We start from the raw sequence: 25,728 nt of genomic DNA on the forward strand, positions 1-25,728 counted from the left end.
GCGGTCAGCCCGACCTGACCGGCCGGGACCGCCACTCGTCCGCCAGGATCGCGTAGACGAGTTGGTCGGCCCAGCCGTCCCGGAACCGGTAGCTGCGCACGTGCCGTGCCTCCCGCCGCATGCCGAGCCGGGCCATCAGGCGGGCCGACGGCTCGTTGTCCGCGTGGCAGCGGGCCACCACCCGGTGCAGACCGAACCCGCCGAAACCCCAGTCCAGCAGCGCGCCGGCCGCCTCCGTGGCCAGCCCCCGGCCGCCGTGGCCGGGGTGGAACACGTACCCCAGCTCGGCGGTGCGGTCCGCCGCGCTGCGCCACACCAGCTCGACCGCGCCGATCACCCGCGCTTCGCGCACCACGGCGAGCGTCAGGCAGTCGCCCTCCGCGCGCAGCGCGTCCTCGTCGGCCATCGCGGTCACCGACGACAGGGACTCCGCCCGGGTACGCGGCGCGGCACCGGCCATCCAGCGGACCACGTCCGGGCGGCGCTGCCAGGCGTGCACGTCGTCCAGGTCGCCGAGCGTGACCGGGCGCAGCAGCAGCCGGGGCGTGCGCAGCGGGTACGCCGGGTGGGTCATCGGGCGATGGTAGGAGGAACCTAGTGTGGGCCGCATGGTCGTTTCCGCCGACGAGGGCAATCCGCTCACCCAGCTCACGCTCGACCAGCTCCGGCAGCGCACCAGTGTGAAGTGGCGGCTGCACCCGCCGGACGTGCTGCCGCTGTGGGTGGCCGAGCAGGACGTGCCGCTCGCGCCGCCGGTGGCCGAGGCGCTGCGCCGGGCGGTCGAGCTGGGCGACACCGGCTACGCGTTCGGCACCGGGTACGCCGAGGCGGTCGGCGGTTTCGCCGCGCAGCGGTGGGGCTGGGCCGACTTCCCGGTCGGCCGGACCACGCTGGTGCCGGACGTGATGATGGGTACGGTCGAGGTACTGCGCCTGGTCACCGGCCCGGGCGACGCGGTGGTGGTCACTCCCCCGGTCTACCCGCCGTTCTACGCGTTCGTCGCCAACGCCGGCCGGCAGGTCCTCGAGGCGCCGCTCGGCGCGGACCTGCGGCTCGACCCGGCTGCGCTGGAGGAGGCGTTCCGCCGAGCCCGCGCGATCGGCGAGCGGCCGGCGTTCCTGCTCTGCAACCCGCACAACCCGACGGGTGTGGTGCACCGGCCCGACGAGCTGGCCACCGTCGCCGAGCTGGCCGCGCGACACGACGTACGGGTGGTGGCCGACGAGATCCACGCGCCGTTGGCGCTGCCCGGCGCGCGGTTCACGCCGTACCTGACGGTGCCGGGCGCGGAGAACGCGTTCGCGCTGCTGTCGGCGTCGAAGGCGTGGAACCTGGCCGGGCTCAAGGCGGCGCTGGCGGTCGCCGGGCCGGACGCGGCGGACGACCTGGCGCGGATGCCGGAGGAGGTCAGCCACGGTCCCAGTCACCTCGGGGTGCTCGCGCACACCGCCGCGTTCCGCGCCGGCGGGCCGTGGCTCAACCGGCTGCTCGACGGCCTCGACGCGAACCGGGCGCTGCTCGGATCACTGCTGGCCGAGCACCTTCCGGCCGTGTCGTGGCAGCCGCCCGAGGGCACGTACCTGGCCTGGCTGGACTGCCGGCGCCTCGGCGTACCCACCGAGGCGGGCGACGGACCGGGCGTGGCGAGCGACCTGGCCGGTCCGGCGCGGATGTTCCTCGACCGGGCCCGGGTGGCGCTCAGCTCCGGGCACGTCTTCGGCTCCGGCGGCACCGGGTTCGTGCGGCTCAACTTCGCCACCTCCCCCGCCGTGCTTACCGAGGCGGTCACCCGGATGGGCCGCGCGACGCGCGCCTGACCGGCGGCCAGCGCGCTCGCGCGCCTTACCAGCGGCTCAACGGGCGACGACGCGTACCCCCTGGTTGTCGCCCTCGGACAGGAACGACGCCACGGCGCCGCCCTCGGCGGTGACGGCCGTGCGCTCGGCGCGGGTCAACGCGCGCAGCGGCGTGACCACCACGACGCCCGCGTCGACCGTCCAGGTGGCGGCGACCCGGCCGTCGACGAGCACGAACCGGGCACCCGCGACGGAGAGGTTGCGGTGGGCGTCGTCGATGATCCGGCTGCGGTCGTGGTAGCCGAGCACGGCGTTGTCGAAGGCGGGCAGGAACCGTACCGGCGCGGGGGTGTCCGCGTCGGGCCGGGGCGCGCCGGGCAGGTCCAGCAGCGTGCGGCCGCGCGCGTCCCGGAAGGCCACCAGCTCGTCGCGGACCGCCGCCACCGCCGCGGGCAGCCCGGCGAGGCCGCACCAGGCGCGCAGGTCCGCCGACGCGGCCGGACCGAACGCGGCCAGGTAGCGCCGCACCAGCGCCCGCCCGGCCAGGTCGTCGCCGTCCGGACCGGGCGGGTCGGCGTCGCGGCCCAGCCACCGGGCCAGAGCGACGGTACGGACGCCGGCGGTGGTCCGCCACAGTCCGCGCGGCGGGGCCTGCACGGCCGGCACGAGAGCGAGCACGATCTCGCCGAGCGCCCGCCGGTCGGTCTCCGGCCAGCGCGCGGTGAGCGCCCCCACGATCTCGGCGGTGGTGCGCGGCTCGCCGTCGGCCAGGACCTCCCGGGCCGCCGCGGCGAGTTCGTCGAGGTCGACCCCGTCGAACTCGCCGCGGTAGACGCCCAGCACCCGCTGCCGCAGCATCGCGTCGTGCCGGGACCGCCAGGTCAGCACGTCGTCCGCGGCGAGCAGGTGCACGGTGCGGCGCATGAGGTGGGTACGCACCAGGCGGCGGCGCACCAGCAGGTCCGACAGGACCGCCGGGTCGAAGGCCCGCAGCCGCGACCAGAGCCCGACATACGGCTCCTGCGGCTCCTGGGCCTGCAACCCGCACAGGTGCGTCACGGCGTCCGCCACCGGCAGGTCGGCGCGCTCCAGCAGCAGTTGCCGGGCGAGCGTGGCCCGGTTGAGCATCAACTGGTCGAGCACTGTCATCGCTGCGGTCTCCGGCCCGCTCAGGTGGTGGTCTGCCCGTCGATGCTCTCGCGCAGGATGTCGGCGTGCCCGGCGTGCTGGGTGGTCTCGGCGATGACGTGGATCAGCACCCGCCGGATGCTGCGGACCGAACCGGGCTCGTTCCACGGCGCGTCCGGCACCGGCCAGGTCGCCGACAGGTCCTCGACGCCGGCCACGATCTCCTCGGTACGGGCGGCGATGCGGGCGTACCGGTCCAGGATGGCCGGCAGCGTGTCCTCGGGCAGCATCTGGAAGTCCCGTCCCCGCTCGATCGCCCACTGCGGCAGCTCGCGGGCCTGCCCGGACATGAAGTCCTCCCAGGTGACGCCCTCGGGCATGGCGAATGACATCGCCGAAGGGCCCTCGACCACGAACCGCAGCCACGCCTCCTCGGTGGATGCGACGTGCTTGATCAGGCCGCCCAGGCAGAGCGCGCTGACAGTCGGCTTCTGCGCGGCCTGCTCGTCGGTGAGGCCGCGCACCGTGTTGATCAGCATGTTCCGGGCCTCGGCGAGCTCGGCCAGCAGGTCGGTCCGCTCGGCGTCCAGGGTGGTGGGGGTCGTGGTGGTGCCGGTCATCGTCATCGTTCCTTCCGGTCCTGATCGGGTACGGGTCCACCCTCGCAGGCATAGCGGTCAGGAAGTGTCCTCTTCTCGCGGCAGAATGCGTGGCGTGCCGAAGACTTCCGCCCGGCTGCTCTCCCTGCTGTCCCTGTTGCAGGCGCGACGCGACTGGCCCGGGTCGCTGCTCGCCGAACGGCTGCGGGTCAGCCCGCGAACCGTGCGCCGCGACGTCGACCGGCTGCGCGAGCTGGGCTATCCGATCGAGAGCGCCAAGGGGCCGGACGGCGGCTACCGGCTGGGCGCCGGCTCGGCGCTCCCGCCGCTGCTCTTCGACGACGAGCAGGCGGTCGCGCTCACAGTGGCGTTGCAGACCGCCGCCGGCGGGGTGACCGGCATCGAGGAGGCGGCGGCGCGGGCGCTGACCACTGTGCGGCAGGTGATGCCGGCGCGGCTGCGGCACCGGGTGGACGCGCTGCGGGTGGTCGACGTGCAACGCGCCGATACGCCCTCCCGGCACCGGGTGGAACCGGCGCTGCTGATGACGTTGAGCGCCGCCGTGCACGCCCGCGAGGAGCTGCGCTTCGACTACGAGTCGGTGTCGACGACGCCGCCGGTCGCGGGCCGGCCGCCGCGCCGGGTGCAGCCGCATCACCTGGTCACCTGGGGTGGGCGCTGGTACCTCGTCGCCTGGGATCTCGACCGCGTCGACTGGCGCACGTTCCGGGTCGACCGGATCAGCCCGCGTACGCCCACCGGCCCCCGGTTCACGCCCCGCGAGCTGCCCGGCGGGGACGTGGCCGCGTACGTCGCCGGCCGGTTCAAGGGCGCCACCGGGCCGGGCGACTGGCCCTGCCGGGGCGAGGTGATCCTCGACCTGCCCGCCCGCGTGGTGTCCGGGTGGACGCGCGACGGGATCGTCGAGGAACTGGGCCCGGACCGCTGTCGGCTCGTGTTGGGCGCCTGGTCGTGGGCCGGGCTGGCCGCCGTGCTCGGCCGGTACGACGCCGACATCGAGGTGGTCGGGCCGCCGGAGCTGCGCGAGGCGTTCGCGCGCCTGGCCCGCCGTTACGCCGCAGCGGCAGAGGGCCCGAACCCGCCTCGGTAGCCGGGCCGGCCGGGGCGTCAGTCGGTGGGCAGGAGCGGGCGCATGAACGTGCGCTCGTACCGCAGGACACAGCCCGACTCCTCGCGGATCCGGTCGGCGGCGACGAACTCGGGGTCCACACCGAGCCGGGCCCGGTACTGCTCGTACGCCGTCAGGCTGTCGATCGTGTAGTGCACGACGCAGGTGATCACGGCCACGATAGCGGCGGCCGGTCAGGCGGCGGAGCGGCGGCCACCGGGGTCGGTCGTGTCGGCCAGGCCGGCGTACCGCCCCCTGTGGTAGAGCAACGGCGAGCCGACGTCGGCGTGCCGCAGCAGCTCCGGTTCGGCCAGCACGACGGCGTGGTCCCCGACGACAACCCGGTCCACCACCCGGCAGAGCAGCCAGGCCAGCGTGTCGTCGAGGACCGGCACCCCTTCCGGGCCGGGCCGCCAGCGGGTCGGCTCGGCGAACCGGTCGATCCCGCTGGTGGCGAACGTCCGGGCCATCTCGTGCTGGCCGTGCCCGAGCAGGTGCACGCCGACGTGCCGGGCCCGGGACACCACCGGCCAGCTCGACGAGCCCCGGTCCAGGCAGAACGAGACGATCGGCGGCCGCAGCGACACCGCGGTGAACGAGGTGGCGGTGAACCCGGCCGCGGGCGGACCGGCGGCGGTGACCACTGTGACGGTGCTGGCCTGGTGCCGCAGCAGCGTCCGCAGCGCGTCGGCGTCGGCGTCGACCGGGGTGTCGGCAGGCTCGGTCACGGTGTTCCTCCAAGGTGTACGACGGGGATCGTCGACCCCAGGGAGAGTTTCCTACCCATCCAGTAGGATTACAAGGTCTTCCCGGGCTCCGGCCCACCAGCGGCACGGTCGGCCACCACCACCGAGATGCCGTCGAGCACACGCTGAAGACCGAACTCGAAGGCGTGGTCCGGCCCGTACGCCGCGCCGTGCGCCATGCCGGCCGCGGTGCCGACCCGCGCGGCGAGCGGGAAGCTGCCGGCGGTCATGAACTTCTCCAGCCAGGGCCCGTGCGTCTGCCACCACTGGTCGTCGGTCATCCCGGTCTCACGTTCCAGCTCGGCCACGTCCAGCGCGACCCGGGCCGCGTTCTTGGCGTGCCCCAGCACGAGCGTGAGCACCGCGTCCATCTCCACGTCGTCCAGCCCGATGTCCGCGACGGCGTGCAGTTCGTAGTCGTACTTGGCGAGCACGTTCGGGCCGAGCACCGGCCGGGTGGTCTCGGCGCGCAGCAGCCACGGGTGGGCCCGGTAGAGGGCGAGGTTGTCCCGCGCGACGCGTTCCAGCCGCCCCCGCCAGCCACCCGGCACGTCGGACGGGCGCGGCAGGTCACCGAGGACGGCGTCCACCATGACGTCGAGCAGTTCCGCCTTACCCGGCACGTACGTGTAGACGGACATGGTGCCCACGCCGAGCGCCTCGCTGACCCGGCGCATGGTGAGCGCGTCGATGCCGTCGGCGTCGGCGATCTCGATCGCGGTGCGCACGATCCGGTCGACGCTCAGGGCGGGACCGGCGCCGCGGCTGGCCGGCTCCTGGGTGCGCCAGAGAAGGGCCAGGCTGCGGGCGGGATCGGCCTTGCGCCGGCGCTCCTTCGACATGGTGCCGTCATCCTACCGGCCACGCCGGTCACCGGCGGTCGGCGGGACGCCGGAAAAGGGGAGCCCGAGAATTGTTCGCGCAAAAAGAATGGCGGGTTCTCCCGCCACTACCAACATATAGCGCACCCCCGGTCTTGCCGCAAGACCCGGGTGAGGGCGCACAATTGCCGGCCGTAACCCATTGCCGAGGCATTCGAAAAGCCGCGAAGAGCGGAGGCTCGGCCGTGCCCGTGATCGGAGACGAGTTGAATCTGCCTGCCACGAGCGTTTTCGATCTTCCCGAGCGTCTGTCGGCGAAGGCCGGCCCGGACCTGATCGCCGCCGACGAGCGGCACTTCGCCGCCATCGCGGACAACCTGCACCGTTCGATCGCCGAGTTGACCGACCGGCTCGACGCGACGCGCCGGGCCGCGGGCGGCCGGGGCCGGCAGGCGGTCGACCGGGACCAGGAGGTCCGGCGGCTGAGCGCGCGCCTGCGTACGCTGCGCCGTTACGGCCTGGACCTGTGCCTGGGCCGGATGGTCGGCGCGGACGGCGGCGAACCGGTGTACGTGGGCCGGCTCGGCCTGACCGACGGCGCGGGCGGCCGGCTGCTGCTGGACTGGCGCTCCCCCGCCGCCGAGCCGTTCTTCGGCGCCACCCACGCCGACCCGATGGGCCTGGTCAGCCGCCGCCGGTACCGGTGGAGCCGAGGGCGGATCACCGACTACTGGGACGAGGTGTTCACCGCCGACGGCCTGGCCGGGCACGCCGCGCTCGACGACCAGTCGGCGTTCATCGCCAGCCTGGGCGCGACCCGGTCGGCGCGGATGCGCGACGTGCTCGGCACCATCCAGGCCGACCAGGCCGCGATCATCCGGGCCGGGTCGCGGGGCGCGCTGGTGGTCGACGGCGGCCCCGGCACCGGCAAGACGGTGGTGGCGCTGCACCGGACCGCGTACCTGCTGCACGCCGACCCGCGGCTGGGCGAGCGCCGGGGCGGGGTGCTGGTGGTGGGGCCGCACCAGCCGTACCTGAACTACGTGTCGGACGTGCTGCCCAGCCTGGGTGAGGAGGACGTGCAGATCTGCACGCTCGCCGACCTGGTGCCCGAGGGCGCGACGGCGGCGCCGGAGACCGACCCGGAGGTGGCCCGGCTGAAGGCGTCCGCGGACACGGTGCGGGCGGTCGACGCCGCGGTCCGGTTCTACGAGGAGCCGCCCGCGACCGGGATGACAGTCGGCGTCGGGGACGGCGAGCTGCGGCTGACCGCCGACGACTGGACGACGGCGTTCGAGGCGGCCGGACCGGGCGTCCCGCACAACGAGGCCCGCGACGACGTGTGGGAGGAACTGCTCACGATCCTGGTGGAGAAGTACCGCGGCGACGAGCCGGAGGAGGCGGTGCGCCGGGCGCTGGCGCGCGACCGGGAGCTGGTCACCGCGTTCGGCCGGGCGTGGCCGCTGCTGGACCCGCTCGACGTGGTGGCCGACCTGTGGTCGGTGCCGGCCTACCTGCGCCGGTGCGCGCCCTGGCTGAGCGTCGAGGAGATCCGTACGCTGCGGCGGCCCGACGCCCGGGCCTGGACTGTCGCCGACCTGCCGTGGCTGGACGCGGCCCGGCGCCGCGTCGGCGACCCGGAGGCGTCGCTGCGGCGGCGCCGCGACGAGGCGGTGCTGGCCGCGCAGCGCGCCGAGATGGACACGGTGGTCGACGCGCTGATCGCGTCGCACGCCTACGACGACGGCGAGGGTCTGATGACCATGCTGTACGGCGAGGACATGCGAACCAGCCTGGTCGACTCCAGCGCATTGAGCGTGACCGATCCGGACCTGCTGGCCGGGCCGTTCGCGCACGTCGTGGTGGACGAGGCGCAGGAGCTGACCGACGCGCAGTGGCAGATGCTGCTGGCGCGCTGCCCGTCGCGCAGCTTCACAGTGGTCGGTGACCGGGCGCAGGCGCGGCACGGGTTCACCGAGTCGTGGCCGCAGCGGCTGACGCGGGCCGGCTTCGACCGGGTCGAGGTGGCCACGCTCACCGTCAACTACCGCACTCCGGCGCAGGTGATGGCGGCGGCCGAACCGGTGATCCGGGCCGTGCTCCCTGATGCCAACGTACCCACGTCCATCCGCGACGGCGCCCCGGTGCGGTACGGCGCCCGCGCGGAGCTGGGCGCGGTGGTGGACGGCTGGCTCGCCGACCATCCCGAGGGCGTCGCGTGCGTCATCGGCGATCCGGCGTTCCCGGCCTCGGAGCGGGTCCGGTCGCTGACCCCGGAGCTGGCCAAGGGACTGGAGTTCGACCTGGTGGTGCTGGTCGACCCGGAGTCGTTCGGCGACGGGATCTCCGGCACGGTGGACCGGTACGTCGCGATGACCCGCGCGACCGGCGAACTGGTCGTCCTCACCGGGCCGTGACCGCGTCCCGGGGGCGGCGCACGGCCGCCCCCGGGCCCGGTTCAGCGGCTCAGCGCCCGGTAGCGGCGCAGCGACAGCGGCAGGAACACCGCGACCAGCGCCAGCGGCCAGAGCACCGCCAGCAGCGGGTAATGCGCTGCCACCCACGAGTCGCCGCCCCACCCGGGGTTGCCGAACAGCTCCCGGGTGGCCCCGACGGTCGCGGACAGCGGGTTCCACTCGGCGACCGCACCCAGCCACGCGGGCATCGTGGACGGCGCCACGAACGCGCTGGACAGGAAGCCCAGCGGGAACTCCAGCGTCTGCACGGCCGTGACCGCACTCTGCCCCTTCACGGTCAGGCCGAGGAAGACGCCCACCCAGACCAGCGCGAACCGCAGCAGCAGGATCAGCCCGAACGCGGCGAGCGTGTCACCGAGGTCGCCGCGCGCCCGCCACCCGACGGCCAGGCCGACGAGCAGCATGACGGCGAGCGTCACCACCGCGAACATCAGGTCGGCGACCGCGCGGCCGAGCAGCGGGGCCAGCCGGGACACCGGCATGGACCGCAGCCGGTCGGTGACGCCGCGCTCCAGGTCCGTCGAGACCGCCATGGTGGTCATGCTGATGCCGAAGACCATCGTCATGGCGAACATGCCGGGCATCAGGAACTCGCGGTAGCTGCCGCCGCCGGGCACCTGGAGCGCGCCGCCGAACAGGTACGCGAACATCAGCACCATCAGGATGTCGAAGCCCAGCGAGCCGACCAGCGGGCCGGGCTCGCGCCGCCAGTGCGCCAGCGCACGCCCGGTCAGCGTCAGGCCGTCACCGGCCAGCGACGCGCGCCGGGCCGGGGTCACGGTCGCTGTCACGCGGTCACCTCCACACCGGTCCGAGCGGCGGACGGCGCGCCGGTGAGCTGGAGGAACACCTCGTCCAGTGTGGGCCGCCGCAACGCCACGTCGGCCACGTCCACGCCGTCGGCGTCCAGCGCGCGCAGCACCTCGGTCAGCGCGCCCGCCCGGTCGCCGACCTGGGCGCTGGCCGCCCGGCGGTCCGGATCGACTGCCGGTTCGGCAAGGGCGACGGCGCGCAACCGCCCGACGGCTGTGGCCAGGTCGGCGGCGTCGCGGACGACCAGTTCGATCCGGTCGCCGCCGAGGCGGGACTTGAGCGCGTCAGGTGTGCCCTCGGCGATCACCCGGCCGGCGTCGAGCACGCAGACGCGGTCGGCGAGCTGGTCGGCCTCGTCCAGGTACTGCGTGGTCAGCAGCACCGTGGTGCCGCCGCGTACCAGGTCGCGTACCGCCTCCCACACCTCGTTGCGCCCGCGCGGGTCCAGCGCCGTGGTCGGCTCGTCGAGGAACAGCACCGACGGCGCGAGGATCATCCCGGCGGCCAGGTCGAGGCGGCGGCGCATGCCACCGGAGTACGTGCGTACCGGCCGCCCGCCGGCGTCGGCGAGCCCGAACCGGTCGAGCAGTTCGGTGGCGCGCCGCCTCGCCCCGGCCCGGTCCAGGTGGAACAGGCGGCCGAAGATCACCAGGTTCTCCCGCCCGCTCAGTGCCTCGTCCACAGCGGGGTGCTGCCCGACCAGACCGATGCGGTGGCGCACCCGGTCGGCCTGTCCCGCCACGTCGAAGCCGGCGACCTCGGCCCGCCCGGCGTCGAAGCGCAGCAGCGTGGCCAGGATGCGGACGGCTGTGGTCTTGCCCGCCCCGTTCGGGCCGAGCAGCCCGCACACGGTGCCCGGTCGCACCCGCAGGTCGAATCCGTCGAGCGCGGCGGTGTCCCCGTATCGCTTGCGCAGGCCCTCCGCCAGGATCGCATGTTCCACGACTGTGCCCCCTCCGTTGACGACGGCCGCTAACGTACAACGTACGGTAGCGCGTCCGCCAACGTTTCAGTCGACCACGCGGTGCTCCCAGGCCCAGACCGCGATCTCGGTACGGTTCCGCAGGCCGAGCTTCGTCTGCACCGCCGACACGTGGCTCTTCACGGTGCTCAGCGAGATGAACAGCTCCGCGCCGATCTCCAGGTTCGTCCGGCCCCGGGCGATCTCCCGTACCACCTCGATCTCCCGCTCGGACAGCGCCGGGCGGCGCTCGTCGCGGGGCGGCGCGGGCGGGGTCAGGTGCCGCAGCAGCCGGACCGTCACCGACGGGGACACGAGCGCGTCACCCTGGTACGCCGCCCGGACCGCCTCCACCAGCAGCGCCGGTCCGGCGTCCTTGAGCAGGAACCCGGCCGCTCCCCCACGCAGCGCGCCGTAGACGTACTCGTCCAGGTCGAACGTGGTGACCACGACGACCCGCAGCGGGTCGGCCACCTCGGGCCCGGCGAGCGCCCGCGTCACCTGGAGCCCGTCGAGCCGCGGCATCCGGATGTCCACCAGGCAGACGTCCGGGCGCAGCCGGCGGGCCTGGGCCACCGCGTCGACGCCGTCGGCCGCCTCGGCGACCACCCTGATGTCGGGCTGGTCCTCCAGGATCAGCCGCAGCCCGCCGCGGACCATCGCCTGGTCGTCGGCGAGCAGCACCCGGATCGTCATCACGCCCTCCCGTGCGGCACTACCGCCCGCACCGACCACCCGGCGCCGGAGCGGGGACCGGCGCGCAGCGTGCCGCCGAGGGCCTCGACCCGCTCGCGCAGGCCGATCAGGCCGTATCCGCCCCGCTGCTCGACGGAAACGCCGGAAACGCCGGACGCGTCGTCGGTCACCTCGACCACCACCGCGTCCGGCTCCTGCGACACGTCCACGGTGACCTGGCCGGCGTGCGGGGCGTGGCGGGCCACGTTCGTCAGCGCCTCCCGGACGATCCGGTGCACGGTGCTGGTGACCTCCGGCGGCCAGGCCGTCTCCCCCGGCAGCCGCAGCCGCACCGGCGGGCCCTGCCGTCGGAACCGCTCGACCAGTTCCTCGATCTGCTCGGTACCGGCCGAGGCCGGCGGCGCGTCGGCGGTGTCGCGCAGCACCCCGACCAGGCGGCGCATGGCCCGCAGCGCCTCGCCGCCGGCCGCCTCGATGCCGGCCAGCGACTCGGTGGCGCGCGCCGGATCCCGCTGCCCGACCAGGTGGGCGGCCTGCGCCTGCACCACCATGCCGGTGACGTGGTGCGCCACCACGTCGTGCAGTTCCCGGGCCAGCTCCAGCCGCTCGTCGCGGCGTACCCGCTCGGCCGCGGCCCGGGCCCGCTCGTCGAGCAGCCGCAGCGTGAGCCCCGCGACGACCCCGCCGAGCCAGCACAGCCCGTTGAGCGCCACCACCCCGGACCCGCCCGCCCCCGGCCGGGCCGCCGCCCACGCCCCGGCCGCCACCACGAGACCACCTGCGGCGATCAGGCCGGCGGGCAGCGGCGGCAGCGCGCGTACCGCCGATCCGACCAGGACGGCCGACGCCAGCGCCAGCGCCGGCCCCGGCTCGGTGGGCAGGTCGAACAGCCGGGCCGCGGCGACTGCCGACCCGGCGACGGCGAGTCCGGCAGTGGCCGTGACGACGCGCTGCCGATGGCGTACCAGAGCCAGCACGCCGACCACGACGGCGGCCGCGCCGCCGGGGAGCCAGTACCGCAGACCCCAGCTCGCGGCGACCGCCACCGCCTGGACGCCGATCGCGGCGAGCAGCACCACGGCGAGCCCCGCCGTCGCCGCAACCCGGGTGAGCCGTTCGGTAGCCATGCCCAGCACGCTAGGAGATCGCGGGCCGGGCCGAACCGGCCGAAAGTAGGGTCCGCCGCGCGCCGGACCCTGCTCCGGACCGATGCCCGTCGGTCCGGGCATGCCCAGGATGAGCCGCATGCATCCACCACTCGCCCTGCACGCCGAGCGGCTGACCAAACGGTACGGCCGCCGCACCGCGCTTGCCGACTGCGACCTGAGCGTTCCGCGCGGGCACGTGGTCGGCCTGGTCGGCCCCAACGGCGCCGGAAAGTCCACGCTGCTGCAACTGGCCTGCGGGCTGATCGCGCCGACCTCGGGCACGTTGACGGTGCTCGGCTCGCCACCGGCCGCCGACGCCGCGCACCTGGCCCGGGTCGGTTTCGTCGCCCAGGCCACGCCGGTCTACGCCTCCCTCACCGTCGCCGAGCACCTGCGGATGGGCGCCTGGCTGAACCCGTCCTGGGACTCGACGCTGGCCCGGCGGCGCGTCGACGAGGTCGGCCTGGACCCGGCGCAGAAGGCGGGCCGGCTCTCCGGCGGCCAGCGCGCGCAACTGGCCCTCGCGCTGGCCGCCGCGAAACGTCCCGAGCTGCTGATCCTCGACGAGCCGGCCGCCGCGCTGGACCCGCTTGCGCGCCGCGAGTTCATGCACGGGCTGGCCGGTTTCGTGCGGGAACTCGGCGCGGGCGCGGTGCTCTCCTCGCACCTGCTCGGCGATGTGGCGCAGGTCTGCGACCACCTGGTCGTGCTCTGCGCCGCCCGGGTGCAGGTGGCCGGTCCGGTCCCGGACCTGCTCGCCACGCACCACCGGACAGCCGCGGCGCCCGCCGGGGCCGACGTGGTCTGGGCCGAGCCCGGCCGCGTCGTGGTCCGGGGCCCGGCGGTACGCGACGGCGCGCCGGTCACTCTGGAGGAACTGGTCCTGGCGTACCTGTCCCGGGCCGCCACCCGCCCGGCGGTGACCCGATGATCCGGATGACGGTGCGGCAGTTCCGCCTCCCGGCGCTCGTCGGCGCCGCCCTGCTGGTGCTGGCCGGCGCCTACCTGCTGCGCCTCGGCGCGGACATCCGCGCCGTACCGGATCCGGCCCGGCTGCCCGACCGGTACGCGCAGACGATGCTGTTCCTCGCCGGCGGCTTCGCGCTGGTGCCCGCGCTGATCGGGGCCTTCTGGGGCGCGCCGCTCGTCGCCCGGGAACTGGAGCAGGGCACGCACCGGCTGGTGTGGAACCAGAGCGTGCCCCGCCGCCGCTGGCTGGCGGTCAAGCTGGCGGTGCTCTCGGCCGCCGCCGCGCTCGTCGCCGGTGTGCTCGGTGCGCTGCTGACCTGGGCGGCCTCGCCCGTCGACCGGGTCGCCGGCGACCGGTTCAGCACCGTGCTGTTCGGCGCGCGCGGCGTCGCACCGGTCGGGTACGCGGTGTTCGGCCTCGTCCTCGGCGTGGTCGCCGGGCTGCTGCTGCGCCGCACCCTGCCGGCGATGGCAGTGGTGTTCCTGGCCGTGGTCGTGGTGCAGCTCGCGGTGCCGAACCTGCTGCGCCCGCACTACCTGCCGCCGGAGCGCATCACCGTGCCGATGACCGCCGACACCGTCAACCGGGCCCGCAACCTGGGCAGCATCACCGGCTCCCCTGTGGTCGGCGGGCTGGACGTGCCGGGCGCCTGGGTCACCGACATCAGCCCGCTGCGGACCGCCGACGGGCGGCAGCTCTCCGACGAGGCGTTCGGCACCTGTTTCCGCGATCCGCCGCGTACCGGCGCCACCGGCACGTTCGGCGACACGGCGGTCTGTCTCGGCGCGCTCGACCTGCACGTGGACCTGGCGTACCAGCCGAACCGCCGGTTCTGGGCGTTCCAGTGGATCGAGCTGGCGCTCCACCTCGGCGCGGCGGCTCTGCTGGCGGCGCTCGGCCTGTGGCACGTCCGGAGACGGGCCGGCTGAGCGGACGGGGGCGGACGGTCCGGGCGCCGCGCGCGCCCGGACCGCCGTACCTACCGCTTGAGCAGCGCGCGCAGCGCCTCGGTGATCTCGCCCGGCGCCTCCTCGGCCATGAAGTGCCCGGCCGTGGTGGTGCGGTGCTCCAGGTCCGGGGCCCAGGCCCGCCACACCGCCGCCGCGTCGTAGCCGAGCGCGGCGCCCCAGTCCTGCTGGATGACGGTGACCGGCATGGTCAGCTGCCGCCCGGCGTCCCGGTCCGCCCGGTCGTGCGCCACGTCGATCCCGGCCGACGCCCGGTAGTCGGCGACGATCGAGTCGACCGCCTCCCGGGAGGCGCGCAGGTACTCGGCGCGCACGTCGGTGGGCATGGCCGCCGGGTCACCGGCCCAGGCGTCCAGGAAGTGCCCGAAGAACGCGTCGGCGCTGCCCGCGATCATCGTCTCGGGCAGGCCGGGCGGCTGGGCCATCAGGTAGAGGTGGAACGCCACCGAGGCGGAGGCGCCGTGCAGCACGTCCCACATGTCGAGGGTGGGCAGCACATCAAGCGACGCCAGGTGGGTGACCGCGTCCGGGTGGTCCAGGCCGGCCCGGACCGCGACCAGGGCGCCCCGGTCGTGCCCGGCGAGCGCGAACCGCTCGTGCCCGAGCGCGCGGGCCACCGCGACCACGTCGGCGGCCATGGTCCGCTTGCTGTACGTGTCCTCGGTGTGCGCGGCCGGCTTGTCGCTGGCGCCGTAGCCGCGCAGGTCCGGGCAGATCACCGTGTGCTCGCCTGCCAGGTCGGCGGCGACGTGCCGCCACATCAGGTGGGTCTGCGGGAAGCCGTGCAGCAGCACGACCGGGCTGCCGGAGCCCCCCACCGCCACGTTCAGCGCCACGTCCCCGGCGACCGGAACGCGCTGGTAGTCGAATCCCGCGATGGTGGTGCTCATCTCGATCCCTCTTTCGTCTCGTCGTACCGGTCCAGCGTGGCGGCGCCGGATGAGCAACCGATGAGCGCGATACGGTGACCCGGGTCGAGGAGGGGTCGGTGCCTGTCGGTTTCGGTGTGCTGGGTCCGGTCACGGCCTGGGACGACGCGGGTGCGCCGGTCGACCTGAAAGGGCCCCGGCACCGGGCCGTGCTGGCGCGGCTGGTCGCCGCCCGGGGCCGGACCGTGCCGGTCGGGCAGATCGTCGACGACCTGTGGGACGACCCGCCGCCCGGCGGGGTGGGCGCGGTCCGCACGTTCGTCGCGGCGCTGCGCCGCCGCCTCGAACCGCACCGTCCGCCACGCGAGCCGGCCCGGCTGCTGGTCACCGACGGACCGGGGTACGCGCTGCGCGCCGACCCGGACACCGTCGACGCCTGGCGGTTCGAGGACACGGTCACCGCAGCGGCCGACGCGCTGCCCCGGGCCGCGCTGGACCGGCTCGACGAGGCGCTGGGCTGGTGGCGCGGACCCGCGTACGCCGACTTCGACCAGCCGTGGGCGCACGCCGAGCGGTCCCGGCTGGACCAGATCCGGCTGACAGCCGTCGAGCGGCGGGCCGAGGCGCTGCTGGCGCTGGACCGGGCCGCCGACGCCGTACCCGATCTCGACGCCCACGTCGCCGCGCACCCGTGGCGGGAGGACGGGTGGGCGCTGCTGGCGTCGGCGCTCTACCGGGCCGGGCGGCAGGCCGACGCGCTCGCCGTGCTGCGCCGCGCCCGGGAACTGCTGCGCGACCAACTCGGCCTGGACCCGGGACCGCGGCTGCGGCGGCTGGAGACCGACCTGCTGCGCCAGGCCGAACCCGAACCGACCGGCCCGGCGCGGGTCTGGGCGGAGACCGCGGCGGCGTACGAGCGCAGTGTGGTCCCCGGCGCGCGGGCCCGGCTGGAGTCGACGGTCGGGCTGCTGCGCAGCCTCGCGGTGACCGGGCCGGGCGGACTGGAGGCCGCCCGGGACCAGCGCGAGGCGGCCATCACCGCGGCCGAGCAGCTGGGCGACCCGGAGTTCACCGCGCGGGTCATCGGCGGGTACGACGTACCCGCGATCTGGACCCGCTCGGACGACCCGGCGCAGGCGGCCCGGGTCGTCGCGGCGGCGGAGCGGGCCCTCGCCGGGCTGGGCCCGGACGCGCCGGAGGCGACCCGCGCCCGGCTGCTGGCCACCGTCGCCATCGAGTCCCGCGGTACGGCGTCGCCGCGCCCCGCCGAGGCCGCGCGGGAGGCGGAGGCGATCGCCCGGCGGGTGGCCGACCCGGCGCTGCTGGCCCAGGCCCTCAACGGCGTGTACATGCAGACGTTCCACCGCGCGGGGCTGGCCGCCGAGCGGGACGGGATCGGCACCGAACTGGTCGCGCTCGCGGCGCGGCACGGCCTGGCGACAGTGGAGATCCTCGGACATCTGATCCGGGTGCAGGCGCGGAGCGCGCTCGCCGACTTCACCACCGCCGACGCGCACGCCGAGGCGGCGGACCGGCTCGCCGCCCGGCACGAGAGTCCGCTCGTCGGCGTGTTCACCGGCGGCTACCGGGCCATGCGGACAGCCGCCACCGGAGCCGCGTACCCGGACGCGGAGGCGGCGTACCGGTCGTGGGCGACCGGACTGGCCGGCTGCGGCATGCCCGGCGTGGAACGCGGGCTGGCGCCGCTGGCGCTGCTCTGCCTGCGGGTGTGGCACGACCTGCCGGCCGTCTTCCCGGCGGACACGGACTGGGGCCCGTACGCGCCCTGGGCCCGCCCGCTGCTCCTGCTCGCCGACGGCCGGCGCGAGGAGGCCGCCAAGGCATTGCGGCGCACCCCGGCGCCACCGCGTGACCTGCTCATGGAGGCGCTGTGGTGCCTGACCGCGCGGGCCGCCGTAGCGCTGGGCGACCGGGACGCGATGCTCCGGGCACGGTCCGCGCTCGCCCCAGCGGCAGGCGAGCTGGCAGGGGCAGGCAGTGGTCTGCTCACCGTGGGACCGGTCGCCGTGCACCTGGACCGGCTCGACGCCGCACTCGGGATGACCGGCGGTCAGGACCGTTCATGACGGCGGCTCGGATGGAACGCGCCCTCGGCTAGGGTGCGGCGATGGACGAGCTGAGGCACCTGTTCCGGCGCGCCGCCGACCACGCGGCCGACTACCGGCTGTCGCTGCCGGAGCGGCCGGTCGGCGTACCCGTGGACCAGGCCGCGCTGAACGAGGCGTTCGCCGGCCCGCTGCCGGACGCGCCCACCCCGCCCGAGCGAGTCCTAGCGGAGCTGGTGACCGCCGCCGAACCGGGACTCGTGGCCACCGCCGGGCCGCGCTACTTCGGCTTCGTCGTCGGCGGCGCCTCCCCGGCCGCCACCGCCGCCGACATGCTGGCCGCCGGATGGGACCAGATCGCGTTCAACGCGATCACCTCCCCCGCCGCGGTGGCCGCCGAGACGGCCGCCGGCACCTGGCTCAAGGAGCTGCTCGGCATCCCGGCGACCGCGTCGGCCGGTTTCGTCACCGGCGGCCAGGCCGCCAACACCGCAGGGCTCGCCGCCGCCCGCCACCAGGTGCTCGCCGACGCCGGCTGGGACGTGGAACGACGCGGCCTGCCCGGCGCGCCGGCGGTCCGCGTGTTCGCCGGCGCCGAACGGCACGCCACCATCGACAGGTCGCTGCGCCTGCTCGGCCTCGGCACCGACGCGCTGCACCCGGTGTCCACCGGCCCTCAGGGCGCGATCGACCCGGACGCGCTGGCCGCGGCGCTGCGCGACGCCGGTCCCGGACCGACGATCGTCTGCCTTCAGGCTGGCAACGTGAACACCGGTGCGTGCGACGACCTGCGCCGCGCCTGCGACCTGGTCCACCGGCACGGCGGGTGGGCGCACGTGGACGGCGCGTTCGGGCTGTGGGCGGCCGCCAGCCCCGCCACCCGGCACCTGGTGGACGGGCTGGAGACGGCCGACTCGTGGGCCTGCGACGGCCACAAGTGGCTGAACCTGCCGTACGACACGGCGTTCGCGTTCTGCGCCCGGCCCGACGTGCACGCGGCGGCCATGTCGTACGCGGCCGCGTACCTCGTGGGTTCCGGCGGTGCGCCCGCGGGCGCGGACCTGACCGCGGAGTCCTCGCGCCGCGCCCGTGGGTTCGCGGTCTGGGCGGGCCTGCGGGAGCTGGGCCGCGACGGCGTCGCCGCGCTGGTCGAGCGGTGTTGTGCGCTGGCCCGGCGGTTCACCGACGGGCTGAGCGCGGCCGGGTTCGAGGTGGTGAACGACGTGGTGCTCAACCAGGTGCTGGTCGGGTTCGGCGACGACGCGCGCACCGACCGGGTGGTGGCCGCGGTGCAGACCGACGGGACGTGCTGGGCAGGCGGGACGACCTGGCGGGGACGCCGGCTGATGCGGATCTCGGTGTCGAACGCGACCACCACGGCGGCGGACGTCGACCGGTCGGTGGCGGCGATCGCCCGGCTGGCTCACGGGATCGGCGGCGAGCTGGTTCACTGAGCACCGTGACGTGGCGGCGGGCGGCTTCGATGGTGGCGGTGCTGGTCCTGGCCGTGGCGGCCGTCGGCGGGTGGCGTTGGTGGCACCAGCACCCGCCGTACGGGCCGGAAGCGCTGCACCTCCGCTCGTCCCTGGAGTTCGTCGGCTACGAGGAGGCGCAGGCCGCTCTCGGGCCGGCGTACCAGGCGCCGGTGACGTCCGACGGTGACCAGCTGGTGCTGGGCCGCGTGTCGTGGCAGAAGCCGCCGACACCGCTTGAGGGCGGGTACTTCGCGCTGTTCCTCATCGACAAGCGCACGGATCTCAAGCCGTCGGTGTTCGCGGTGGCCGCGCCGCAGGAGAGCGTCGGCATGGGCAGCGCCGGTGTGGAGAACAGGATCCCCGACCGCTACCCGTGGTTGCGCGGCGCGGGCGACATCCGGGTCAGCGAGCACGAGTGGCTCAGCGTCGGCAGCCGCCTGGGGATCGTCGACGCCGCCGCCTCACCCCTGACGTTCGTCGTCCGGTTTCCCCACCTGGAGAGACACGAGCGGGTACACCCGGTCGCCACCGCGCCCGTGACGTTGCCGGACCTGCTGCTGGCGCTCGTCTACATGGGACCGGACGGGCAGGTGTACTGGGCGCAGCGGTTGCAGGGCTGAACCGGGCATACACGCAGCGCGATCGGTTGGTAGCGTGACGCTCACCACTGTCCCTGGGGAGGGTCGCTATGTGGGCGGACGAGGCCGCGCTGGACGCGGCGGCACGACGGCTCGACGAGTGGGAGTCGTCGCTGGCCGACCGTGCGACGCGGGCCCGCGACCTGTCCGCCCGCACACAGGCGCTGACCGGCACAGCCCGCAGCGCCGACGGGCTGGTCGAGGTCACCGTCGACGCGTCCGGGCTGCTCACCGGCCTGCGACTCGACGAGCGCGTCCGGCAGCACTCCGCCGCACACACCGCCCGGCAGATTCTCGCCGTCACAGGGGACGCCCGCGCCGACCTGCTGCGACGGCTCACCGAGGCCACCACCGAGACACTCGGCGCGGAGGACCCGGCCGCGCGGGCGATTATCGAGTCCCACCAGCGGCGGCTCGCCCCCGACCCGGGCACGCCGGATGCCGCCCGGTGACGGTCTCCAGGTCGACCCGGACGACCTGACCGCGCACGCCGCCCACCTCGTCCGCTGCGCCGACGGCATCGACACCGCCCGGCAGGCCGGCCAGCACGTTCGGCTGAGCGCCGACGCGTACGGGCAGCTCTGCGCGATCATGCCGGTCCTGCTCGACGGCCTCCAACGGACGCTCACCGACGGCATCGGCACCGCCGCCACCTCCGTCCGTGACACCGCCGAGAAGATGCGCGTCAGTGCCGAGCGCTACCGCGCCTCCGACACGCACGCCGCCGACCTGCTCGACCGGGTACGGCAGCGGCGGTGACCACGAACCCGCTGGTCGCCGCCGCGGCGGACTCCGGACCGAGTCCCTGGGCCGGCGTGTGGATCTGCGAGGACATCGAACTCATCGCCCAGGGCGTCCGCACCGGCAGCTGGATCGACGGCAGCCTCGGCGTCGTCAGCGCCGGCCTCGACGCGCTCGCCCTCGTGTCCGACCCCGCCGGGGTTCTCCTCCAGTACGGCATCGCCTGGCTCATCGAGCACGTCAAGCCGCTCAGCGAGGCCCTCGACTGGCTCGCCGGCGACCCCGCCGAGATCACCGCGCACGCGCAGACCTGGCGCAACGTCGCCGCGTCGCTGCGCGACGACGCCGCCGAGCTGGCCCACGCCGTACGCACCGAGGTCACCGGCTGGACCGGCGCCGCCGCCACCGGCTACCGCCGCTGGGCAGCCGAGCAGCAGCAGGCCGTCACCGGGCTGGCGCAGGGCGCCGAGGTGATGGCAGCGATCACCGAGGGCGCCGCCGGCCTGGTCGCGGCCGTGCGGCTGCTGGTCCGCGACGCCATCGCCGCCTGCGTGTCCCGGCTGATCGTGTACGCGGCCGAACTGGTCGCCACGGCAGGGCTGGCGACGCCGCTGGTGGTCGAGCAGGTGACGACGACCGTGGCGTCGTGGGCGGCGCGGATCGGGCGGTTGCTGCGGGGGTTGCTGGCGAGTCTGCGGCGGCTGATGCCGGAGATGCGCCGGCTGGGTGAGCTGATCGGCAAGCTCAGGGAGGTGCTGAGCCGACTGACCCACCGTTCACCGGAGCCGACGGCCGGCCCGTCGAAGCCCGGCGGAGACGCGGACCTTTCCCGGCCCTCGAAAGTAGACGAGGCGCAGCGGATTCGCGATCTGGGCATGGATCCTGCGACCGGGAGATTTCGGCCGGCCGAGGCCGAGACGGCGGTCCGGGTCGAAGAGCACCTCGGAGTGCGGCTTAGACGGGCGCCGTCGGACTCCTCGGCGGACTGGGTGGACGAGGCGGGACGCACCTATGATGCGGTGGGCAACTTCCCCGGCCAGTATTTCGACCGGCAGTGGCCACAACTTCAGTACCAGATCGAAAGGCACCTGGAGAAGGCCGATCTCGTTCCGGTCGACGTCTCCAGGTTCTCGGCACAGCAGACAGCAATGGTCGAGCAGTTCATAGCCGATCGCGGGTTCGGCCCGCGTATCTTCATCGTGGGGAAGTAATGGCCGGCCTCATCGTCCTCCGGCCCGGGATCGACTGGACAGCGACCGGGGGCCTGTTCGACTGGACACTGGAGTTCCTGGTGTCCCGGCTGTCGGACAGACGTGCCGCTGAGCATCTGCAGGAGATCATCGAGAACAACCTCGGCTCATTCTGGCTGCAGGACCTGTCGCCGGAGGCCCAGCGCGAGGTCGTCGCCCACTGGCGCACTGGCCTGGTGGCGGCGGGCGAAGAGCACCTGCCGGAGACGAACCAGAAGCCCGACGTGGTGGCACATCTTCGAGAACTCGTCGCCGCTACCTACAGACTGCCGGTGGAGTAAGGACGGTTGGCCGTCGTGCACGTGTACCACCGGCCCGAACTCGCCTACGAGGTGAAGGTCACCAATCAGGACGGCGAATCCCTCAGTCGCGCGGCCTTCACGCCGGACGAGGTCGAGCGGATCGGCGCCGCCGAAGTCGGACTCTCTGATATGACCGGAGGACTCAGCCCTCGAGGTCGCCCTTTGCCCGCCGGATCGGGCAAAAGGGGCGACGACGGACGCTGCGCGCCCTCGACCTCAAGAACGGTTGCGACTACGAGTTGCGTGAGGTTCGGATAGAGCGACATGGGCATGATGGTGGCGGCCCGCCGGATCGAGGCCCCGGCGGACGAGGTGCGTTACGAGTTCGGGTTCGAGGACAGGTTCGACCGGATTCTCGTCATCGATCCGCAGACCTTGCAGGCGCGAGTTGAGGACGGCGACTTCAACGCCGCCGCGAGCGCGATCACCGCGAAGATCGTCAACGCCTGGCGCGACCGGGGCGACTTTCCGCAACGGATGCTCTTCGCGAGTTAGCGAGCCCTAGTCGAGCACGCCGCACTGCATCCAGACCCGCACGTTCTCGATCACCTCGGTCCTCCCGCCGAGGGCGTCGCGCACGTCGGCGGCGAACGTCGCCCGCTGCCGCGAGGACGGCAACCGTTCGGCCGACATGGCGGAGAAGACGCCGCCCACCATGTCGTCGACAGTGAGCGGCGCGTCGTACCGCACCGACGTCTCCTCGTACCGGTAACCGGCACCCACGAGCGCCTCCCGGTTGCGCCGACGCCCGGCCTCGTCGGTCTGGCATCGTCCGGTCACCGGGTGGCCGAGCATCCGTTCCAGGCAGCCGCGCAGTGCGGCCGACCATTCGGTGTCCTGCATCCACAGCGGTTCACCGTTGGTGACGACGGCGATGCCACCGCCGGGGCGCAACAACGGCCGGGCCGCCTCGAACAGGGCGTCGCGGTCCACGAAGTGAATGGCGACGGCGACGGTCAGCGCACCGACCGTCCGCCCGCCCAGAAGCCGGGCCAACGCGGGCACGTCACCATCGCTGCCGAGCACCCAGGTGGCGTTTGCGGTCCCCCGGTCCACTGCGGTACGCCGGGCGATCGCCAGCATGTCCGGTTCCGGATCCACGCCGATGACGGCGGCCACCCGATCGGCGAGCGGGAGGCTCAACTGACCGGTGCCGCAGCCGAGGTCGACCACCGTGTCGTCGGCACCGAGCTGGAAGGCTGCCGCCAGGGCGTCGAGCACCTCGGGCGGATAGCCGCGCCGATGCTGCGCATAGTAGGTCGCCACCTCACCGCCGAAGCCCGTCGCCATGCCGGCAGCCTGTCCGCCGCGGTCGTCTCCGAGCCAGCATTTCTGCTGAGGGCAGGCCCTCGAAGCGCTTGTCCCCCGTGCGAGCTACCCGCAAGTGTCCACCGCACGGTGACGATTCCCGGCCTGCGAATCCATAGCGTTCCAGGTGAACCGCGGCGCTCCGGCCGCGGACCTCTCGAAGGAATCGTCATGCGTGTGGTGAAGCAGTTCCTGGCCGTCGTCGCGGTCAGTCTCGTCGGCAGCCGGGCGGTCGTCGCGGCACAGGACAACGCCTGGCTCAGCCTGATCCTCGGCGTCGCGACCGCCGCGGCCGCGATCATGGTGTACGGGTGGGTGGTGCGCCGCACGGAACGCCGCGAGGTGACCGAGCTGGCCCGGGACGGCGCGGCCGCAAGGCTCAACCGCGGGGTGCTGATCGGGTTCGCCATGTTCGCGGCGGTCATCGTCAACATCGCCCTCATGGGCGGTTACCACGTGCACGGTCTCGGCTCGGTGTCCGGCGCGGTGGGCATCTTCGGGTTCATGGCCGCCGCGGCGGTGACCGAGGAGCTGATGTTCCGCGGTCTGCTGTTCCGCCTGGTCGAGGAGCGGCTCGGTACGTGGCTCTCGCTGCTGCTGACCGGCGTACTGTTCGGCCTGATGCACCTGCTGAACCCGGACGCCAGCCTGTGGGGCGCGACCGCCATCGCCATCGAGGCGGGGTTCATGCTGGCGGCCTGCTACGCCGCGACCCGCAACCTGTGGGTGCCGATCGGCCTGCACTTCGGCTGGAACTTCGCCGCCGGCGGCGTCTTCAGCGTCGTCGTCTCCGGCAACGGCGACTCGGCGGGTCTGCTGGACGCCAGCACGTCGGGTTCGACGCTGCTCAGCGGCGGCGACTTCGGGCCGGAGGGCAGCCTCTACACGGTGGCGGCCGGGGCGGTGCTGACAGTGGTCTTCCTCTGGCTGGCCCACCGCCGCGGCCACATCGTGACGCGGCGCCGCCGCGCGGCCGAGGCCCCGGCGGAGAACGTTACGGTCTCCTGATGATCACCCGACGGATGCTCCCGGACTCGTGGCGGCACTGGCCCGTCACGGTCCGGGATCTCCCGCTCGCGCTGGTGGTCGCGCTCGCATCAGTGACCCCACCGCTGCGCGGCATCGGTACGCAGCTCGGCGATCTGCCCGCCCGGCCGTTCGACGCGCTCACAGTCGTGGTGACCGCCCTGGAGTGCCTTCCGCTGGCGCTGCGCCGCAGCCGTCCGGCGCTGTCCCTCGCCCTGGTGTCGCTCGGCTTCGCGCTCGACCAGGTACGCGCCTACCACACCTTCGCGGGCACCGCGCTCGCCATCGCACTGCTGAGCGCTGGCGCCCACCTGGACCGAGGCCGCCGTACGACTGTGCTCGTGGGCTCCCTCGCGTACGTCGGACTGGCCGTCGCCCTCGACCGGCAGGGGTCGACCGAAGGGGTGGTCGGCTTCACCACGTTCTACCTGCTGCTGGCGCTCGCCTGGGGCACCGGGTCGTGGCTGCGGCAGAACCGCGCCGCCGAGGCCGAACGTCGCCGGCACGTCGCCGAGACCGCCCGCGCCGCCGAACGCTCGCGCATCGCCGGGGAGCTGCACGACGTGGTGACCCACCACGTGACGGCGATGGTGGTGCAGGCCGAGGCGGCCCGCTACCTGACCGCCGCACCCGACCGGCTCGACACCACACTGACCGCCATCACCGACACCGGCCGCCGCGCCATCGGCGACCTGCGGGTGCTGCTCGACGTGCTCAACCCCGACCACGGTACGGAGCCGCGTACACCCTCGGCCGGCGAACTGCACGCCCTGGTGGAGCAGACCCGGCAGGCCGGGCAGCCGGTGGAGTTCACGCAGGAGGGCAGCCCGGCGGAGGTGACCGGCGGCGCGGAGGTGGCCGCGTACCGGGTGGTGCAGGAGGCGCTGACGAACGCCCTCAAACACGCACACGGCCGCCCCACCGCCGTGCACGTACACCATGGCGACAGGGAGATCACTGTGGAGATCAGCACGGAGGGCCCCGGCACGCGCACCGCGGGTCCGGGCGGAAGCGGACGCGGCCTCGCCGGGCTGCGCGAGCGCGTCACGCTGCTCGGCGGCGAATTCGACGCGGGGCGCCGGGCGGGCGACGGCTTCGTGGTCCGCGCGCGCATCCCCACCGGGAGCGCGTCGTGACCGCCCCGATCCGGGTGCTGGTCTGCGACGACCAGGCGCTGATCCGTACCGGATTCACCACCATCATCGACGCGCAGCCGGACATGGCCGCGGTGGGTGAGTGCGGCGACGGCCGCGCCGCTGTCGACCTCGCCGGCCGCCTGCGGCCCGACGTGGTGGTGATGGACGTACGCATGCCGGTGCTCGACGGCATCAAGGCCACCCGCCTGCTGGCTGGCGCGGGCGTCGCCCACCCGGTCAAGGTGCTGGTGGTGACGACGTTCAACCTCGACGAGTACGTCTACGAGGCGCTGCGCGCCGGCGCGAGCGGGTTCCTGCTCAAGGACGCCCCACCGGCGCAGCTGCTGCACGGCATCCGCACCGTCGCCTCCGGCGCCGCGCTGCTGGCGCCGGAGGTGACGCGGCAGCTCGTCGGCCGGTACGCCGCGCGCATCCGCCCCGCCGAGGGCACGCCGGCGGACGTGGGGTTGACGCCGCGGGAGCTGGAGGTGCTGCGGCTGATCGCCGACGGGCTGGCGAACAGCGAGATCGCGGCAAGGTTGGTGATCAGTCAGGAGACGGTGAAGACGTACGTGTCGCGGATCCTGACGAAGCTGGACCTGCGCGATCGGGTGCAGGCTGTGGCGTACGCGTACCGCACCGGCCTGGTCACCTGACCGGGGGCG

At 74.3% G+C, this 25,728-nt stretch carries 28 protein-coding genes; 16 read left to right on the top strand and 12 right to left on the bottom strand.

Annotation, left to right across the window (positions count from 1 at the left end):
* Positions 1-4: 4 nt before the first annotated feature.
* Positions 5-574 (bottom strand): GNAT family N-acetyltransferase, encoded by a 570-nt coding sequence (locus IF06_RS0118070; protein WP_030272370.1) that lies wholly within the window; start codon positions 572-574, stop codon positions 5-7.
* A gap of 34 nt (positions 575-608) precedes the next feature.
* On the opposite strand from IF06_RS0118070, the gene IF06_RS0118075 reads away from it, so the two are divergent.
* Entirely contained in the window at positions 609-1,817 is a 1,209-nt protein-coding gene (locus tag IF06_RS0118075; RefSeq protein WP_030272372.1) for a MalY/PatB family protein, read from the top strand.
* 36 nt (positions 1,818-1,853) lie between these two features.
* On the opposite strand, the gene IF06_RS0118080 is transcribed toward IF06_RS0118075, so the two are convergent.
* Both IF06_RS0118080 and IF06_RS0118085 read right to left on the bottom strand, forming a co-directional pair.
* Complete coding sequence (locus IF06_RS0118080; protein WP_030272374.1) at positions 1,854-2,945, bottom strand: winged helix DNA-binding domain-containing protein; 1,092 nt, start codon at positions 2,943-2,945, stop codon at positions 1,854-1,856.
* A gap of 20 nt (positions 2,946-2,965) precedes the next feature.
* Positions 2,966-3,544: a DinB family protein gene (locus tag IF06_RS0118085; RefSeq protein WP_036311075.1), complete on the bottom strand. Its 579-nt coding sequence runs from the start codon at positions 3,542-3,544 to the stop codon at positions 2,966-2,968.
* 85 nt (positions 3,545-3,629) lie between these two features.
* Between IF06_RS0118085 and IF06_RS0118090 the strand changes: the two genes are divergently transcribed.
* Entirely contained in the window at positions 3,630-4,634 is a 1,005-nt protein-coding gene (locus tag IF06_RS0118090) for a helix-turn-helix transcriptional regulator (protein ID WP_030272377.1), read from the top strand.
* 17 nt (positions 4,635-4,651) lie between these two features.
* Here IF06_RS0118090 and IF06_RS32190 read toward each other — a convergent pair whose 3' ends face one another.
* The 3 genes from IF06_RS32190 to IF06_RS0118105 all read right to left on the bottom strand — a co-directional run bounded on the left by IF06_RS32190 (position 4,652) and on the right by IF06_RS0118105 (position 6,240).
* Positions 4,652-4,825 carry an NIPSNAP family protein gene (locus IF06_RS32190; RefSeq protein ID WP_222434143.1) on the bottom strand — a complete coding sequence of 58 codons (174 nt, stop codon included), beginning with the start codon at positions 4,823-4,825 and terminating at the stop codon, positions 4,652-4,654.
* 21 nt (positions 4,826-4,846) lie between these two features.
* Complete coding sequence (locus IF06_RS0118100; protein ID WP_013286233.1) at positions 4,847-5,380, bottom strand: flavin reductase family protein; 534 nt, start codon at positions 5,378-5,380, stop codon at positions 4,847-4,849.
* Positions 5,381-5,448: 68 nt separating this feature from the next.
* A complete protein-coding gene (locus tag IF06_RS0118105) occupies positions 5,449-6,240 on the bottom strand; it encodes a TetR/AcrR family transcriptional regulator (protein WP_013286232.1) in 792 nt (263 codons plus the stop codon).
* A gap of 224 nt (positions 6,241-6,464) precedes the next feature.
* Here IF06_RS0118105 and helR point away from each other — a divergent pair, with 224 nt between their 5' ends.
* Positions 6,465-8,636: an RNA polymerase recycling motor ATPase HelR gene (helR, locus tag IF06_RS0118110; RefSeq protein ID WP_084588825.1), complete on the top strand. Its 2,172-nt coding sequence runs from the start codon at positions 6,465-6,467 to the stop codon at positions 8,634-8,636.
* Positions 8,637-8,677: 41 nt separating this feature from the next.
* Here helR and IF06_RS0118115 read toward each other — a convergent pair whose 3' ends face one another.
* From IF06_RS0118115 to IF06_RS0118130, 4 genes are all read right to left on the bottom strand, one after another.
* Positions 8,678-9,487, bottom strand: coding sequence for an ABC transporter permease (locus IF06_RS0118115; RefSeq protein ID WP_030272381.1), 810 nt, complete (start codon positions 9,485-9,487; stop codon positions 8,678-8,680).
* Positions 9,484-10,452 carry a daunorubicin resistance protein DrrA family ABC transporter ATP-binding protein gene (locus IF06_RS0118120; protein WP_030272383.1) on the bottom strand — a complete coding sequence of 323 codons (969 nt, stop codon included), beginning with the start codon at positions 10,450-10,452 and terminating at the stop codon, positions 9,484-9,486. The genes IF06_RS0118115 and IF06_RS0118120 overlap by 4 nt, the downstream gene beginning before the upstream one ends.
* A gap of 66 nt (positions 10,453-10,518) precedes the next feature.
* Positions 10,519-11,166 carry a response regulator gene (locus tag IF06_RS0118125; RefSeq protein WP_030272384.1) on the bottom strand — a complete coding sequence of 216 codons (648 nt, stop codon included), beginning with the start codon at positions 11,164-11,166 and terminating at the stop codon, positions 10,519-10,521.
* On the bottom strand, positions 11,166-12,293 hold the full coding sequence (locus tag IF06_RS0118130) for a sensor histidine kinase (protein WP_030272386.1): 1,128 nt from the start codon (positions 12,291-12,293) through the stop codon (positions 11,166-11,168). The genes IF06_RS0118125 and IF06_RS0118130 overlap by 1 nt, the downstream gene beginning before the upstream one ends.
* A gap of 118 nt (positions 12,294-12,411) precedes the next feature.
* On the opposite strand from IF06_RS0118130, the gene IF06_RS0118135 reads away from it, so the two are divergent.
* Both IF06_RS0118135 and IF06_RS0118140 read left to right on the top strand, forming a co-directional pair.
* Positions 12,412-13,245, top strand: coding sequence for an ABC transporter ATP-binding protein (locus IF06_RS0118135; protein ID WP_030272388.1), 834 nt, complete (start codon positions 12,412-12,414; stop codon positions 13,243-13,245).
* Positions 13,242-14,213: an ABC transporter permease subunit gene (locus tag IF06_RS0118140; protein WP_030272389.1), complete on the top strand. Its 972-nt coding sequence runs from the start codon at positions 13,242-13,244 to the stop codon at positions 14,211-14,213. The genes IF06_RS0118135 and IF06_RS0118140 overlap by 4 nt, the downstream gene beginning before the upstream one ends.
* Positions 14,214-14,263: 50 nt before the next feature.
* On the opposite strand, the gene IF06_RS0118145 is transcribed toward IF06_RS0118140, so the two are convergent.
* Complete coding sequence (locus IF06_RS0118145) at positions 14,264-15,142, bottom strand: alpha/beta fold hydrolase (RefSeq protein ID WP_030272390.1); 879 nt, start codon at positions 15,140-15,142, stop codon at positions 14,264-14,266.
* A gap of 98 nt (positions 15,143-15,240) precedes the next feature.
* On the opposite strand from IF06_RS0118145, the gene IF06_RS0118150 reads away from it, so the two are divergent.
* The 8 genes from IF06_RS0118150 to IF06_RS0118185 all read left to right on the top strand — a co-directional run bounded on the left by IF06_RS0118150 (position 15,241) and on the right by IF06_RS0118185 (position 22,088).
* Positions 15,241-17,208, top strand: coding sequence for a BTAD domain-containing putative transcriptional regulator (locus IF06_RS0118150; protein WP_030272391.1), 1,968 nt, complete (start codon positions 15,241-15,243; stop codon positions 17,206-17,208).
* Between the two features lie 41 nt (positions 17,209-17,249).
* A complete protein-coding gene (locus IF06_RS0118155) occupies positions 17,250-18,641 on the top strand; it encodes a pyridoxal phosphate-dependent decarboxylase family protein (RefSeq protein ID WP_030272393.1) in 1,392 nt (463 codons plus the stop codon).
* Between the two features lie 5 nt (positions 18,642-18,646).
* Positions 18,647-19,282, top strand: coding sequence for a hypothetical protein (locus IF06_RS0118160; RefSeq protein ID WP_232236706.1), 636 nt, complete (start codon positions 18,647-18,649; stop codon positions 19,280-19,282).
* 68 nt (positions 19,283-19,350) lie between these two features.
* Positions 19,351-19,752, top strand: a complete 402-nt coding sequence (locus IF06_RS0118165; protein WP_030272397.1) for a YbaB/EbfC family nucleoid-associated protein — start codon at positions 19,351-19,353, stop codon at positions 19,750-19,752.
* Positions 19,739-20,059, top strand: coding sequence for a type VII secretion target (locus IF06_RS0118170; RefSeq protein WP_030272399.1), 321 nt, complete (start codon positions 19,739-19,741; stop codon positions 20,057-20,059). Before IF06_RS0118165 ends, IF06_RS0118170 begins: the two co-directional genes overlap by 14 nt.
* On the top strand, positions 20,056-21,252 hold the full coding sequence (locus IF06_RS0118175; protein WP_030272400.1) for a WXG100 family type VII secretion target: 1,197 nt from the start codon (positions 20,056-20,058) through the stop codon (positions 21,250-21,252). The genes IF06_RS0118170 and IF06_RS0118175 overlap by 4 nt, the downstream gene beginning before the upstream one ends.
* On the top strand, positions 21,252-21,572 hold the full coding sequence (locus IF06_RS0118180; protein WP_013286217.1) for a hypothetical protein: 321 nt from the start codon (positions 21,252-21,254) through the stop codon (positions 21,570-21,572). Before IF06_RS0118175 ends, IF06_RS0118180 begins: the two co-directional genes overlap by 1 nt.
* 285 nt (positions 21,573-21,857) lie before the next feature.
* Positions 21,858-22,088: a hypothetical protein gene (locus IF06_RS0118185; protein ID WP_013286216.1), complete on the top strand. Its 231-nt coding sequence runs from the start codon at positions 21,858-21,860 to the stop codon at positions 22,086-22,088.
* A 6-nt stretch (positions 22,089-22,094) separates the two neighbouring features.
* Here the strand turns inward: IF06_RS0118185 and IF06_RS0118190 are convergent, their stop codons facing one another.
* Positions 22,095-22,883 (bottom strand): class I SAM-dependent methyltransferase, encoded by a 789-nt coding sequence (locus IF06_RS0118190; RefSeq protein ID WP_030272403.1) that lies wholly within the window; start codon positions 22,881-22,883, stop codon positions 22,095-22,097.
* Positions 22,884-23,072: 189 nt separating this feature from the next.
* Between IF06_RS0118190 and IF06_RS0118195 the strand changes: the two genes are divergently transcribed.
* Genes IF06_RS0118195 through IF06_RS0118205 form a run of 3 tightly spaced genes read left to right on the top strand, consistent with a single transcriptional unit; the run spans position 23,073 to position 25,719 of the window.
* Positions 23,073-23,909 (top strand): CPBP family intramembrane glutamic endopeptidase, encoded by an 837-nt coding sequence (locus tag IF06_RS0118195; protein ID WP_030272405.1) that lies wholly within the window; start codon positions 23,073-23,075, stop codon positions 23,907-23,909.
* Positions 23,909-25,063, top strand: coding sequence for a sensor histidine kinase (locus IF06_RS0118200; RefSeq protein ID WP_030272407.1), 1,155 nt, complete (start codon positions 23,909-23,911; stop codon positions 25,061-25,063). The genes IF06_RS0118195 and IF06_RS0118200 overlap by 1 nt, the downstream gene beginning before the upstream one ends.
* The gene (locus tag IF06_RS0118205; RefSeq protein ID WP_030272409.1) at positions 25,060-25,719 is read left to right on the top strand and encodes a response regulator; all 660 of its coding nucleotides are present in this window, start codon (positions 25,060-25,062) and stop codon (positions 25,717-25,719) included. Before IF06_RS0118200 ends, IF06_RS0118205 begins: the two co-directional genes overlap by 4 nt.
* The last annotated feature ends 9 nt before the right edge of the window (positions 25,720-25,728 follow it).

Source organism: Micromonospora globosa (assembly GCF_000717585.1).
Classification (GTDB): domain Bacteria; phylum Actinomycetota; class Actinomycetes; order Mycobacteriales; family Micromonosporaceae; genus Micromonospora; species Micromonospora aurantiaca.

Coding starts and splice junctions, on each gene's coding strand:
- IF06_RS0118070 (WP_030272370.1), bottom strand. CDS start 574: ATGACCCACCCGGCGTACCCGCTGCGCACGCCCCGGCTGCTGCTGCGC.
- IF06_RS0118075 (WP_030272372.1), top strand. CDS start 609: ATGGTCGTTTCCGCCGACGAGGGCAATCCGCTCACCCAGCTCACGCTC.
- IF06_RS0118080 (WP_030272374.1), bottom strand. CDS start 2,945: ATGACAGTGCTCGACCAGTTGATGCTCAACCGGGCCACGCTCGCCCGG.
- IF06_RS0118085 (WP_036311075.1), bottom strand. CDS start 3,544: ATGACCGGCACCACCACGACCCCCACCACCCTGGACGCCGAGCGGACC.
- IF06_RS0118090 (WP_030272377.1), top strand. CDS start 3,630: ATGCGTGGCGTGCCGAAGACTTCCGCCCGGCTGCTCTCCCTGCTGTCC.
- IF06_RS0118105 (WP_013286232.1), bottom strand. CDS start 6,240: ATGTCGAAGGAGCGCCGGCGCAAGGCCGATCCCGCCCGCAGCCTGGCC.
- IF06_RS0118125 (WP_030272384.1), bottom strand. CDS start 11,166: ATGACGATCCGGGTGCTGCTCGCCGACGACCAGGCGATGGTCCGCGGC.
- IF06_RS0118130 (WP_030272386.1), bottom strand. CDS start 12,293: ATGGCTACCGAACGGCTCACCCGGGTTGCGGCGACGGCGGGGCTCGCC.
- IF06_RS0118135 (WP_030272388.1), top strand. CDS start 12,412: ATGCATCCACCACTCGCCCTGCACGCCGAGCGGCTGACCAAACGGTAC.
- IF06_RS0118140 (WP_030272389.1), top strand. CDS start 13,242: ATGATCCGGATGACGGTGCGGCAGTTCCGCCTCCCGGCGCTCGTCGGC.
- IF06_RS0118145 (WP_030272390.1), bottom strand. CDS start 15,142: ATGAGCACCACCATCGCGGGATTCGACTACCAGCGCGTTCCGGTCGCC.
- IF06_RS0118155 (WP_030272393.1), top strand. CDS start 17,250: ATGGACGAGCTGAGGCACCTGTTCCGGCGCGCCGCCGACCACGCGGCC.
- IF06_RS0118165 (WP_030272397.1), top strand. CDS start 19,351: ATGTGGGCGGACGAGGCCGCGCTGGACGCGGCGGCACGACGGCTCGAC.
- IF06_RS0118170 (WP_030272399.1), top strand. CDS start 19,739: ATGCCGCCCGGTGACGGTCTCCAGGTCGACCCGGACGACCTGACCGCG.
- IF06_RS0118180 (WP_013286217.1), top strand. CDS start 21,252: ATGGCCGGCCTCATCGTCCTCCGGCCCGGGATCGACTGGACAGCGACC.
- IF06_RS0118185 (WP_013286216.1), top strand. CDS start 21,858: ATGGGCATGATGGTGGCGGCCCGCCGGATCGAGGCCCCGGCGGACGAG.
- IF06_RS0118190 (WP_030272403.1), bottom strand. CDS start 22,883: ATGGCGACGGGCTTCGGCGGTGAGGTGGCGACCTACTATGCGCAGCAT.
- IF06_RS0118195 (WP_030272405.1), top strand. CDS start 23,073: ATGCGTGTGGTGAAGCAGTTCCTGGCCGTCGTCGCGGTCAGTCTCGTC.
- IF06_RS0118200 (WP_030272407.1), top strand. CDS start 23,909: ATGATCACCCGACGGATGCTCCCGGACTCGTGGCGGCACTGGCCCGTC.